This is a genomic window from Mycobacterium sp. E735 (genome assembly GCF_001666955.1).
In the GTDB taxonomy this organism is placed as follows: domain Bacteria; phylum Actinomycetota; class Actinomycetes; order Mycobacteriales; family Mycobacteriaceae; genus Mycobacterium.
On the sequence record NZ_LZIX01000101.1, the window covers coordinates 1 to 12,629 of the forward strand.

The 12,629-nt window shown below is 71.1% G+C and carries 10 protein-coding genes; 8 read left to right on the forward strand and 2 right to left on the reverse strand.

Translation table 11 applies throughout. The features are described from left to right. Positions 1–220: 220 nt before the first annotated feature. Positions 221–1,588 (forward strand): type VII secretion protein EccB, encoded by a 1,368-nt coding sequence (gene eccB, locus A5704_RS08375; protein ID WP_067888431.1) that lies wholly within the window; start codon positions 221–223, stop codon positions 1,586–1,588. Here the strand turns inward: eccB and mycP are convergent. Together mycP and eccD are read right to left on the reverse strand one after the other, a co-directional pair. Further along, a complete protein-coding gene (mycP, locus tag A5704_RS08380; protein ID WP_156737061.1) occupies positions 1,556–2,833 on the reverse strand; it encodes a type VII secretion-associated serine protease mycosin in 1,278 nt (425 codons plus the stop codon). The two genes, eccB and mycP, sit on opposite strands and share 33 nt — an antisense overlap. 11 nt (positions 2,834–2,844) lie before the next feature. Continuing rightward, positions 2,845–4,269 carry a type VII secretion integral membrane protein EccD gene (gene eccD, locus A5704_RS08385; protein ID WP_067888487.1) on the reverse strand — a complete coding sequence of 475 codons (1,425 nt, stop codon included), beginning with the start codon at positions 4,267–4,269 and terminating at the stop codon, positions 2,845–2,847. Positions 4,270–4,361: 92 nt separating this feature from the next. On the opposite strand from eccD, the gene eccCa reads away from it, so the two are divergent. From eccCa to glmM, 7 genes are all read left to right on the forward strand, one after another. Then, complete coding sequence (eccCa, locus tag A5704_RS08390; protein ID WP_067888434.1) at positions 4,362–8,063, forward strand: type VII secretion protein EccCa; 3,702 nt, start codon at positions 4,362–4,364, stop codon at positions 8,061–8,063. After that, entirely contained in the window at positions 8,060–9,283 is a 1,224-nt protein-coding gene (locus A5704_RS08395) for a type VII secretion-associated protein (protein WP_067888437.1), read from the forward strand. The genes eccCa and A5704_RS08395 overlap by 4 nt, the downstream gene beginning before the upstream one ends. A gap of 51 nt (positions 9,284–9,334) precedes the next feature. After that, positions 9,335–9,652 carry a WXG100 family type VII secretion target gene (locus A5704_RS08400; RefSeq protein WP_067888440.1) on the forward strand — a complete coding sequence of 106 codons (318 nt, stop codon included), beginning with the start codon at positions 9,335–9,337 and terminating at the stop codon, positions 9,650–9,652. 14 nt (positions 9,653–9,666) lie between these two features. Beyond that, positions 9,667–9,963 (forward strand): WXG100 family type VII secretion target, encoded by a 297-nt coding sequence (locus A5704_RS08405; protein ID WP_067754454.1) that lies wholly within the window; start codon positions 9,667–9,669, stop codon positions 9,961–9,963. Positions 9,964–10,183: 220 nt separating this feature from the next. Next, entirely contained in the window at positions 10,184–10,627 is a 444-nt protein-coding gene (rplM, locus tag A5704_RS08410) for a 50S ribosomal protein L13 (protein WP_007172542.1), read from the forward strand. Between the two features lie 17 nt (positions 10,628–10,644). Then, positions 10,645–11,115: a 30S ribosomal protein S9 gene (rpsI, locus tag A5704_RS08415; RefSeq protein WP_082954810.1), complete on the forward strand. Its 471-nt coding sequence runs from the start codon at positions 10,645–10,647 to the stop codon at positions 11,113–11,115. 149 nt (positions 11,116–11,264) lie between these two features. Next, complete coding sequence (gene glmM / locus A5704_RS08420) at positions 11,265–12,602, forward strand: phosphoglucosamine mutase (RefSeq protein WP_067888443.1); 1,338 nt, start codon at positions 11,265–11,267, stop codon at positions 12,600–12,602. The last annotated feature ends 27 nt before the right edge of the window (positions 12,603–12,629 follow it).

Below are 12,629 nucleotides of genomic sequence, written 5' to 3' on the forward strand. Positions count from 1 at the left end.
CGCAGCAGGAATAGGTAGCCGCTGACCTGCAGCCCGGTGGTCGGCTGACGCGGCACTGGTCCCCCTACCCTGCGCAGTTGTTGCACACACGCTAAAGCGGGCATAGGTCGGGCCGCTTAATTGATCCACAGGCCAGCGAACTTTCGAACCGTGCTTAGGGTAGGTAAAGTTACGGCGTGTTTTCTCACCGGATAGGTCGCTGCGCAGGGTAGGGGGACCAGTGCCGCGTCAGCCGACCACCGGGCTGCAGGTCAGCGGCTACCTATTCCTGCTGCGTCGCCTCGAATGCGCGTTGCTGGGCGGGGATGTCCACACCCTCAGCGATCGCACGCGGGCGCGAACGCCGGCGCTGACGATCGGGTGCATCCTGGCCGCGATCGCCGTCGCGGCGGCCGCGGCCCTTGCTTTGCTGCGGCCCCGGGTGGCGCTGGATGGCGCGCAACTGGTGATGGGACAAGAGTCCGGGGCTCTCTATGTGCGGGTGGGCGACACCTGGCATCCGGTGCTGAACCTAGCGTCGGCGCGGTTGATCGCGGCGACGGCGGCCAAACCCCAGCCTGTGCCGGAAGCGGACCTGGCCCGCGCCAAACGCGGACCGCCGCTGGGTATCCCGGGCGCGCCGCAGCTGATCGGGGAGCCGTTGAAGGCGGACGAGTCGGCCTGGGCGATCTGCGATACGGACCACGCCGGCACCACGACCGTCCTCGTGGGCCGCACGGACGACGCGGCGGCCCGCCGCTTGAGCGCCGGCGAGGCCGTCCTGGTCGCGTCCGGCCCGGGTTCGCCCGCCTACCTGCTCTATAACGGGCAGCGGGCCGTGCTGGACCTCGCCGACTCCGCGGTGACGCGCGCTTTCCGGCTTGAGCGCCGCGCGCCGCGACCCGTTTCGCCGGCGTTGCTGGGCGCCATCCCCGAGGCGCCACCGATGAGCGCGCCGCGGATCCGGGGCGCGGGCGAGAAGGCGGCGGGATTGCCGGGGTTCACGATCGGCACCGTGGTGCGCATCACGCGGGCCGGCGGTGACGAGTATTACGCAGTGCTCGCCGCCGGGATTCAGCGCATCGGACAACTGGCTGCCGATCTCCTGCGCTTCAGCAACCCGCAGCGCACCAGCAACGCCGTGACGGTCGCACCCGACGCGATCCGCGCCGCTCCGATCGTCGACGCGCTGCCGGTGGGTAGCTTCCCCGACCGGGCGCCGACACTGCCGGACGGCAACGGCACGTTGTGCGTCTCATGGCAGGCGGCGCCATCCGGTCAGGCCGGTGCCGCGCTTCTCACCGGCAACCGAGTGCCGTTGCCGCCCGGTCAGGCGCCGGTGACCTTGTCACGGGCCGACGGGCCCGGCCCCGCGCTGGACGCCGTGTACGTGCCGCCAGGCCGGAGCGCCTACGTGCGAGTCGGCACGCGGTACCTGGTCACCGACACCGGAGCGCGGTTCCCGATCCACGACGACGACGCCGCGCGGGACCTTGGGCTGCCGGCGGCGATCCCGGCGCCGTGGCCGATCCTGCAGACCCTTCCCGCCGGCCCCGAGCTCAGCAGACAACAGGCGTCAACCGCCCGCGACTTCGTCCCGGCCCCTTAGTCGGCCCCTCGCCACACCGACGGCCAGCGCGATGCCCAATCCCGCGAGGCAGGCGACGACGCCGCGCAGTGCGGTGTGCCGGGCGCGCGCGTTCGGCGGCGCGGCCGCCGGGGGCGCGGCCATAGGCGCCGGGTCCGGCGTCGGCGTGGACTCCGGCGCAACGACATCGGTGCTCACCGCCGCCAGGGCGTCGATCGTGCCGTGACCGACGAGCGGATCCCACCCGGCCGGCGGGTGATGCGCCGTCGACTCGATGCGCTGCATCACCTGCCGGGCGGTCAGCACCGGAAACCGGGCCCGGATCAGGGCGGCCAGCCCACTGACGACCGGCGCGGAATAACTGGTGCCGGACACCGGCGCCGAGCCCAGCGGCGTGACCGCCTCGCCGGGGGCGGCGACGTCGACCCAGGGCCCGGCGAGGGTGAATGCCGACGGCGCCCCCTCGTCGTTCACCGAACCGACGGTGAGCACGTAGTCGTCGTACCACGCCGGACTGACCGCGACCGTGACGGTTTCCCAAGTGGCGTCCAAGCGCTGCGGAGGGCACTGCGCGGCGCTGCCCGTGTTGCCGGCCGCGGCGACGACGACCACGTTCTTGATGTCCACTGCGTAGGCCAGCGCGGCGCCGAGCGCGCGGTCATCGAGCGTCGCGGCAGCCGGAACGCAGGCGACCGAGGAGATGTTGATCACCGAGGCACCCAGATCCGCGGCGGTGCGGACGGCCTTGGCCATGGTCTCGACGTCGCCGACGCCGGTGCGGGACCGATCGCTGGCGGGGGAGAACTTCGCGCTGGACTGGCGAATGCTGATCAGGGTGGCTTCGGGCGCAACGCCGCTGAATCCGGACACGCTCGAATCCCGTTCCGCTGCAACGATTCCGGCGACCAGGGTGCCGTGCGCGTCGCAATCCTGGGTGCCGTCGCCGTTGGAGACGTAGTCACCGCCCGGCACCACGTTCGGCAGCGCTCGCTGCGGCGAAACGCCGGTGTCGATGACCGCGACCCGTTGCCCGGCGCCGCGGGTCAGCGGCCAGACCCGCGACAGGTCGAGGATGTCGGGCGGCCGGTTGGGTGCCGGTCCCGTCGTCACGGCCGCGCACACCTCGCGTTGCACCGTCGGAAACGCGGCCGCGGGTCGCGCCGGCTTCGGTAACCATTTGTCGTCGATCTGCGGCGGCGAAACCGCCTGCGCGGTCGGTGCTGCAAGCGGCGACACCAGCGCCCAGACCAACGGGAGGCACGCGATGGGAGACGCCCTCACCGGAAATGCAATCCCCGGACGGCCCCGTACAGTCCGCAGATCCAGCAGGTCAGCGGGGCGGTGGCAACCAGCGCGAGCCACTCCAGGGCGTCGGCGGCTCGGCGCAACACGCGTGGAGTCGAGATAGCGGGCGCGACGAAGCCGAAATAGACGGCCCCGGCTGCCAGCGTTGCCGTCGCCGCGGCCACCCCAGGCCCGCGCCCCGGCGCACTCGAGACGGCTACACCGAACGTCGTTCCTACGACGGCGATTCCGGCGATCACCAGCGTCAGCATTCTGGCGTTATCACTAGTACGCGCACGCAGCAGTAGCAACGCGCCGGTGATGCTGCCAAACGCGATGCAAGACAAGCGCGGTGCGCCGGCCAGGACTGTGACGACGGCGCCGACGGCCGCCGACGACGCGAACGCGGCAAGCAGGCTCGACGCCCAGGCGTCGGCGCGGAGTGCGCGCGCCACCAGGTGCGTCCCGATTGTTTCGGTCTCGTCGGATCCAGCCATCGGCCGCACCCGGGGCGATAGCCCCGCCAGCACGATCGACAGCCGCGCCGCTACTCCAAGCAGGCCAAGCGATGTCAGCGCCGATGCCGCGCCGACCGCGTACGGCGGTGCGCCGGTGATCGCCCCCACCAAAGCGGCGATCGCGACGATCGTCGCGGCGCACGACACGGCGGTCAGCACGACGACGGCGCAACGCGAGGCCCGGATCGCCAGCACGCAGGTGGCCGCCGCCGCCGTCGCGGCCAGCAACACGTTGCATACCCCCGGCCCGCCGGGCACCGCCAAAAAGCCGCCAACCGCCGCGAATGTCGTTGCCATCGCGTTGAGCGCCAGCCCGGCGACCGCATCGCGGCGGAACCGGTGCGTCAAGGCGGCCGACACGAGGGCGATCGCGGCCAAGATCACCAACACGCCCACCGTCGCATGGCGATCACGGTCGGCGCCGCCGCTGAGCGTGTTTCGGGTCAGGGCGAACATGCCGACGACGGTCAGGGCGTTCGCCGCCACCGCGCCGGCGAGCCGTACCGCGAACCGGTGCCCGGTATTCGTCGAAGCGCCGGAACCCGCCAGCGCCTCGGACACGGCCTCCGCCGGATCGTGGTGCAGGAAGGGCGGCGGTGGTGGAGAACCCTGGCTCAGCAACAGAACCGCGCCGTCTCCGATGCCGTTCTGCGCCAGCGTTTTCGACGGGTCCAGAGCGGACGAGCCGGGGGGTGAAAGGTGGTAGCGCTTCGCGGTCAGACCGTTTTCGCCGTCCCGGGCCTGCAGGATGTCGATGATCGACGGCGTCAGGACGCCGACCGGGACCTCGGCCGGGAGGGCCAGGTCCGTGACGGCGGAGCCGGCATGGATTGACACCCGGCACAGCCCCAAATCGGTTGCAGGCAAACGTGACCCCTTCAGTCGTAATGCTGAGAACATAGCGACCATCCGGCAGCCGGGTGTGCCGCTGTCCACAGGTGACTTGTCGTCGAATGGGGTGCTGCCTACGGTCGTCGAACGGGAGGGACGAGATGGCCCAGGACTTCGTGCCCGAAGGGCGCCGGCGGCCGCCGGCGGTGCCGACCGCCGACCTCGTCGTCGATGCACCGCCTGAACCGCCGTCACCGGCGGCGCCTGGCCTGCTGTCCCGGTTGCTGCCCGCCGTGTTGGCGGTCGCCGGAATGGGCGTCATGGCTACGGCGTTCGCGTCGGGGTCGGGCGGCGCCCGCACACCCATGTTCGTGACCTTCCCCGTCATGCTGCTGGCCTCGACGCTGGTGACAGCACTTTCCGGACGTGGCCGCCGCCGTGGCGGCGGGGTCGACGCCGATCGTCTCGGCTACCTCGCATACCTCAGCCGGCTGCGCAATACCGTCCTCGAAACGGCTGCCGCACAGGGTTACTCACTGACGTGGGACCACCCCGACCCGGACACGTTGTGGACACTGATCGGGGGTCGGCGGATGTGGGAGCGGCGGGCGACCGACCCCGACTTCTGCCTTGTCCGCGTCGGTGCCGGGCCCCGGCCGCTCGCCACTAGGTTGGTCGCGCCCCAGCCCGCGGACGTCACCGACCCCGTCACCGCCACCGCATTGGATCGCTTCCTGCGTACGCATGCGACGATCGTCGGGCCGATCGCCGTCCCCCTGCGCGAAAGTCCGTGCGTCACCATCGACGGCGACCCGACCGGCGCCCGCGGAACGTTGCGCGCGATCATCTGCCAACTCGCCGTCTTGCACCCTCCGGATCAGTTGCTGATCGTCGGCGTGATCGGCGACCGAGACCGTTGGCAATGGGAATGGCTGAAATGGCTTCCGCACAACCAGCATCCGACGGCGGCCGACGGGGCGGGGCCGGCGCGGATGGTGTACCGCGACATGGACGGGGCGCGGGCCGCGCTGACCTGCGTGCGTCCGGCGCACACGGTGGTGGTCGCTGACTTGGACCGCGACGTCGAAGGGCTCGCGGGCGCGACCGTCCTTCAACTCGGCCGGGGCCGCGATGACGCGCCGGTGACGATCACCGGTGCCGGCGAAACCCAGAGCCCGGCGCGCCCCGACCGGTTGGGCCCCCTGGAGGCGCTGGTATGCGCCCGCCGGCTGGCGATACACCGGGTGGGCACGGGCCGCCGCGGCGGCGACGGGGCGGGGTGGCCGGTCCTGGCGGGAATCGACGATGTGGACGGTTTCGACCCGATCACGGTGTGGCACGCCCGAGATCACCGCGATCGGCTCCGCACCCCGATCGGAAGCCGAGCCGACGGCGCACGGGTGGAGCTGGACATCAAGGAGGCCGCGGACGCCGGCGTGGGCCCACACGGGCTGTGCGTCGGGGCCACCGGCTCCGGCAAGTCGGAGCTGTTGCGCACGATCGCACTGGGCATGATGGTGCGCAACTCTCCCGAAGTGCTGAATCTGCTGCTCATCGACTTCAAAGGCGGCGCAACATTTCTTGACTATGCGCGGGCCCCACACGTGGCCGCGGTCATCACGAACCTCGCCGACGAGGCGCCGTTGGTCGCCAGGATGCGCGACGCCCTGGCCGCTGAGATGAATCGTCGGCAACGGCTGCTGCGGGCGTCCGGCCATATCAGCGCAGCGGCGTACGAGCAAGCGCGCCGAGCGGGCGCCAGGTCGGCCGCCCTGCCCAGCCTGTTCATCATCGTCGACGAGTTCTCCGAGTTGCTCACTCAGCATCCGGATTTCACCGACATGTTCGTGGCGATCGGGCGGCTCGGCCGATCGTTGGGCATGCACCTGCTACTGGCGAGCCAACGGCTCGACGAGGGCCGACTGCGCGGGCTCGACGCCCACCTGTCCTATCGGATCTGCTTGAAGACCCTGTCGGCCGCCGAATCACGTGCCGTGCTGGGGACCTCGGACGCGTACGAATTGCCCAACAAGCCCGGCTTGGGTTACCTGCGTACGAGCGGGGGAGAGCTCATCCGCTTCTGCGCCGCTTACGTTTCGGGGCCGGCGGCGTCCGGCGTGCCGACCACGGCATCCGTGGCGAATCCGTCCGTGCGCACGTTCGGGACCCGAAGCGTCGGCGCCATCACCCGAAGGGTCGAGGCCGGTGCGTCGTCGCCGCGGACGACGCTGCACGCCGTCCTGGACCGGCTGTGCGGGCATGGCCCGGCCGCGCACCAGGTCTGGCTGCCACCGCTGGGCCCGGCGCCCGCACTGCAAACCCTGCTCGATGCCGGTGCGCCCGAACGAGGCGTCCTGACGATTCCGCTCGGCGTCGTCGACCGGCCCTTCGAACAGCGGCGGACGCCGTTGCTGGCCGACTTGCGCGGCGCCGCAGGCAATGTCGCGGTCGTCGGGGCGCCACAGTCGGGCAAGTCGACGGCGATCCGCACGGTGATCACCGCGCTTGCGGCCACCCACTCCCCGCGGCAGGTGCAGATCTACTGCCTCGACTTCGGCGGCGGAGCGCTGACGTCGACACGGACAATCCCCCATGTCGGCGCGGTCGCCGGGAGGGCCGAACCGCGCCTCGTCGCCCGTATCGTCGCCGAATGCGAGTCGGTCATTCGTTCACGCGAGACCCTTTTCGGCGACCGTGGTGTCGGATCGATCACCGAGTACCGCCGGTTGCGCGCGCAGGGCGCGGCGCCGGACGCCGATCCGTTCGGGGATGTCTTCCTCGTCGTCGACGGCTGGGCGAGCCTGTGCCAGGAATTCGGTGCGCTGGAGCCTTCGGTGACCGCAGTTGCCTCCCAGGGGCTTTCCTTCGGCGTACACGTGGTGTTGTCCGCATCGCGGTGGGCCGAGATCAGGCCGGCGCTACGCGACCAGATCGGCACACGCATCGAGCTGAGGTTGGGTGATCCCGCCGATTCCGAGCTGGACCGGAAAGCGGCCGAACACGTTCCTCGCGGCAAACCGGGTCGCGGTCTTTCCGGCGACGGCTCGCACATGATGATCGCCCTGCCGACGGCCGAGATCGGCAGCGCTGAATCGGTCGCGCCGCCGATACCGTTGCTGCCCGCGCTGATCGAGCGTCACACGGTCGTGGAGGCGGAGGGTCCCGGCCTCGGCCAACTTATCCTGCTCGGCCTCGAGGAGCGCCGACTGCAGCCCGTGCCGTGCGAGTTCGACCGGTGGGCCCATCTTCTCGTGCTCGGCGACAAGGGATGCGGCAAGACGTCGACCCTGCGAACGCTATGCCGCGAGATCGTCCGAACGAAGACGCCGGCGCAAGCGCGTCTCGTCATCGTCGACTTTCGGCGCTCCCTGCTCGGCGTGGTCGAGTCGGAGCACCTCGGCGGGTATGCCGTGTCACCAGGCTCGCTGGCCGGCACGCTGCCGGATCTGCTCGACCTGCTGGAGCGGCGAATGCCCCCGGCCGACGCGAGCCAGGCGCAGCTGCGAGCCGAGTCCTGGTGGTGCGGGCCTGAGATCTACGTCGTCGTCGACGATTACGACCTGGTCGCCGGCCCGTCCGCCAACCCGCTGGCGCCGCTCACCGAATACCTGCCCTTTGCAACGGATCTGGGCTTGCACATGGCCATCGCGCGCCGAAGCGGCGGCGCCGAGCGCGCATTTTTCGAGCCCCTGCTGGCGGGCGTGCGTGACCTCGGCTGCATGACCCTGATGATGAACGGATTCGCCGCCGACGGTGCGCCCTTCGGCTCGGGTCGGCCCGCGCCGTTGCCGCCCGGCCGCGGCGTCCTGCTCACCCGCCCGGGCGACGAACAACTTGTCCAGGTGGCCTGGAGCGCTCCGTGAACACACACCGCGCCATCATCGAAGTGGGTCCCGGCGCGATCCGCCGATTATGTTGCCGGACAAGCGCCGTCGCCGACGAGCAGACCTCCGAGATCATCGCGGCCGCGCTGAGTGCGATCGACGATCGGGTCGCGTTGGTGGGCGGGCGACCGATAGCCGTTGCGTCGCTGTGGGCGGACGCGCTGCGCTCCGTCGCCTGTACGGACGGCAAGGGCATGGTCGTGCTACACCCGTCCTGGTGGTCGTCCTTGCGCGTCGGGGTCGTGAGCCGCGCGGCCGCCAGCGTGTCCGACGACGTGCTGGCGCGGCCCCGGTCGTGGTTGCTGAAGCGGGCCGGCGGCCCCGATGCGGACGCGGCGACCGTGGTGGAGATCGCCGAGCGGATGGTGGTGGTGGGTGACGCCGCCGTCGCCATCCGGCGCGGGGCGCAACCGTGCGCCGTCGCCGACGAGGTGATCGCCGCGGTAGCGGGCCGCCCCGCGGGCGTCCTGCTGATCGACGAGCCGAGCACCATCGCCGGGTCGTCGACGCTGGCTGCGGCGATCGCCGCCGTGGCGGGCGGCAACGGGCGGACGGTGGTGCGAATCGGTGCCGCCCGGCTGGCCCGGCTCGCCCGGCTGGCGGTGTCCGATCTCAATCGGCCAGCCAAGCCGGGCGACGATCGCGGCCGACCCCGTGCGCGGACGCTCGCCGGCATCGGCGCGGCCGGCATCGTGCTGGCCGCCGCGGCCCCGGCCGGGATCAGCGCCGACCGGCACCGTCCGGTGACCGCGCCGACGGTCCAGGCCGTGCCGACCACGTTTCTGGTGGAAGGCCGGGTGGCGGTGGCGGTGCCGGCGGATTGGCCCACCCAACGGGTGGTCGCCGGGCCCGGGTCGGCGCGGATCCAGGTCACCTCCCCGTCCGACCCCGAAGTGGCGTTGCACGTCACGCAGTCACCGGTGGTGGGCGAGACGCTGAGTGGCACCGCCGAGCGGTTGCAGCAGGCGATCGACGCCGAGCCAGCGGGGGTGTTCGTCGACTTCAACCCCTCCGGCATCAGCGCAGGCAGGCCAGCGGTGACCTATCGCGAAGTGCGCGCCGCCCATCACGTGCGGTGGACGGTGCTGCTGGACGGCCCGGTGCGGATCAGCCTCGGATGCCAGAGCCGGCCCGGCGGCGAAGAGGCCGTACGCGGCGCCTGCGAGCAGGCCGTGCGGTCGGCCCACGCGGTCGGATGAACCCCGAAAATTCGGTGGAACCAAATGAGCGTTATCCGGGTCGAACTTGGTATGAGTGCACCCAACACCCTGAGCACCGACTTCGACTTGATGCGGTCGGTCGCGGGCAGCACGGACGCCCGCAATGAGGAGATCCGGGCCATGCTGCAGGCGTTCATCGGCCGCATGGGTGCGGTGCCCGCGTCGGTGTGGGGCGGGGTGGCGGCCGCGCGGTTCAGGGATGTGGTGGATCGCTGGAATGCCGAGTCGTTGCGGCTCTATCACGTCCTGCACGCGATCGGCGAGACCATTCGGCAGAACGCGGCCACCCTGCAGGAGGCCGGCCATGACCACGCGGCCGACATCGCCGCCGCCGGCGGAAACCTGTGATAGGCGGATGATCAGTGGAATCAGCGTTGTCCTACAACTTCGGCGAGATCGAGTATTCGGTGCGGCAGGAAATCCACACCACGTCGGCCCGCCTGAACGCCGCGCTGGATGAACTCCGGGCGCAGATCGCCCCGCTGCAGCAGCTCTGGACGCGCGAGGCCGCCGCCGCATACCAGGTTGAGCAGCAGAAGTGGCACCAGGCGGCGAGCGCACTCAACGAGATTCTGGTCGATCTCGGCAACGCGGTGCGCGACGGCGCGGACGAGGTGGCGAACGCCGACCGGCGGGCGGCGAGCGCCTGGGGACGCTAGCCGCACCCACAGTCGTCTGTGTGGTCCCGGCGGAGGAGAGCCGCTGGGACCACGCAGTCGTTTTGACCTGCGGGGACGCTCATCGGTAAGCTGCTCGGTTGGCGTGCGGTACGCCGGGGTCTCGGGTCAACGTCGGTCGCCGAGAAACACCTCACCGCAAACGCCTGACCGGCACCCGGCTCGACCCGGGATCCACCTCGAGAAAGAAAAGGTAAGCGCTGTGCCCACCTACGCGCCAAAGGCGGGTGACACCACGCGGTCGTGGTACGTCATCGACGCCACGGACGTGGTGCTTGGCCGCCTTGCCGTCGCGGCAGCCACCCTGCTGCGCGGCAAGCACAAGCCGACGTTCGCCCCCAACGTCGACGGCGGTGACTTCGTCATCGTCATCAACGCCGACAAGGTCGCCCTCTCCGGCGACAAACTGCAGAGCAAGCTGGCTTACCGCCACTCGGGGTATCCCGGCGGCCTGCACTCGCGCACCACCGGCGAGCTGATGGAAAAGCACCCCGACCGCGTCGTCGAGAAGGCGATCGTCGGCATGCTGCCCAAGAACAAGCTCAGCCGTCAGATCCAGCGCAAACTCCACGTCTACGCCGGTCCGGAGCACCCGCACGCCGCTCAGAAGCCGGTTCCGTACGAGATCAAGCAGGTGGCCCAGTGACCGAAACGACCGAGGCCCTGGACGACACCACGGCCACCCCGGAAACCCCGGACGTCCCGGCAGAGGCGCCCGCCCCCGCGGCCGCCGAGTCCTTCGTCTTCGACCGGCCCATCCAGACCGTCGGCCGCCGCAAGGAGGCCGTGGTGCGGGTGCGTCTGGTGCCCGGCACCGGCAAGTTCGACCTGAACGGCCGCAGCCTGGAGGACTACTTCCCCAACAAGGTGCACCAGCAGCTGATCAAGGCCCCGCTGGTCACGGTCGACCGGGTGGAGAACTTCGACATCTTCGCCCTGCTGCACGGCGGCGGCCCGTCGGGCCAGGCCGGGGCGCTGCGGCTGGGCATCGCCCGGGCGCTGATCCTGGCGCAACCCGAGGACCGGCCCGCCCTGAAGAAGGCCGGCTTCCTCACCCGTGACCCGCGCGCCACCGAGCGCAAGAAGTACGGGCTGAAGAAGGCCCGCAAGGCGCCTCAGTACAGCAAGCGCTGATCGACCATCACTTTCTGGCCGCAACGGGGCCTCAAACCGGGGCGTTCCGCGCTTGTATCGGCGTGTCTGCGCCCAAACGCGCCCCGTTTCGGTCAGAAAAGAACGGGCACGTTAGGTGAACGACCGCCAACTGTGAGAGGTTTTTCCGCATGGGTCGACTATTCGGCACCGACGGTGTCCGCGGGGTCGCCAATCGCGAGTTGACCGCGGAGCTGGCGCTGGAACTGGGCGCCGCGGCCGCGCGGCACCTGGCCAGCGCGGGCGGACCCGGGCGGCGCGTCGCCGTGATCGGGCGCGATCCCCGGGCCAGCGGCGAGATGCTGGAAGCCGCGGTGATCGCCGGGCTGACCAGCCAGGGCGTCGACGCGCTGCGGGTCGGGGTCCTGCCCACGCCCGCGGTGGCCTACCTGACCGGCGCGTACGACGCCGACTTCGGCGTGATGATCTCGGCGTCGCACAACCCGATGCCCGACAACGGCATCAAGATCTTCGGCCCCGGCGGCCGCAAGCTCGACGACGAAACCGAAGATCGGATCGAGGCGCTGGTCACCGCGGAAATCGGGATGCGCCCCGTCGGCGCCGGGATCGGCCGCGTCATCGACGCCGAGGACGCCGACGACCGCTACCTGCGCCACCTGAGCAAGGCCAGCACGCTGCGGCTCGACGGCCTGACCGTGGTGGTCGACTGCGCGCACGGCGCGGCCTCGTCGGTGGCGCCGCGCGCCTACCGCGCGGCCGGGGCCCGGGTCATCGCGATCAACGCCGACCCCAACGGCCTGAACATCAACGACAACTGCGGCTCCACCCACCTGGACTCGCTGCGCGCCGCGGTCATCGACCACCGCGCGGACCTGGGGCTGGCCCACGACGGCGACGCCGACCGCTGCCTGGCCATCGACGCCAACGGCGAGCTCGTCGACGGCGACGCGATCATGGTCGTGCTCGCGCTGGCCATGCGCGAGGCCGGCGAGCTGGCCTCCGACACGCTGGTGGCCACCGTGATGAGCAACCTCGGCCTGCACCTGGCCATGCGCGCCGCCGGGATCACCGTGCGCACCACCGGGGTCGGCGACCGCTACGTCCTCGAGGAGCTGCGGGCCGGCGACTACAGCCTCGGCGGCGAGCAGTCCGGCCACATCGTGATGCCCGCCCTGGGCTCCACCGGGGACGGCATCGTCACCGGGCTGCGGCTGATGACGCGCATGGTGCAGACCGGCTCGTCGCTGACCGAGCTCGCCGCGCCGATGCAGACGCTGCCGCAGGTGCTGATCAACGTCCGGGTGGCCGACAAGGACACCGCCGCCGCCGCGCCCGCCGTGCGCACCGCGGTCGGCGACGCCGAGGCCGAGCTCGGTGACACCGGCCGAATCCTGTTGCGGCCCTCCGGAACCGAGCCCGTCATCCGCGTCATGGTGGAAGCGCCCGAGGCGGACGTCGCCCAGCGCGTGGCGAATCGGGTCGCCGAGGCGGTCAGCTCCGCGTACTGAATCTCCCCGGAACCGGGGCGCGTGCCC

Coding starts and splice junctions, on each gene's coding strand:
- eccD (WP_067888487.1), bottom strand. CDS start 4,269: ATGTTCTCAGCATTACGACTGAAGGGGTCACGTTTGCCTGCAACCGAT.
- eccCa (WP_067888434.1), top strand. CDS start 4,362: ATGGCCCAGGACTTCGTGCCCGAAGGGCGCCGGCGGCCGCCGGCGGTG.
- A5704_RS08400 (WP_067888440.1), top strand. CDS start 9,335: ATGAGTGCACCCAACACCCTGAGCACCGACTTCGACTTGATGCGGTCG.
- glmM (WP_067888443.1), top strand. CDS start 11,265: ATGGGTCGACTATTCGGCACCGACGGTGTCCGCGGGGTCGCCAATCGC.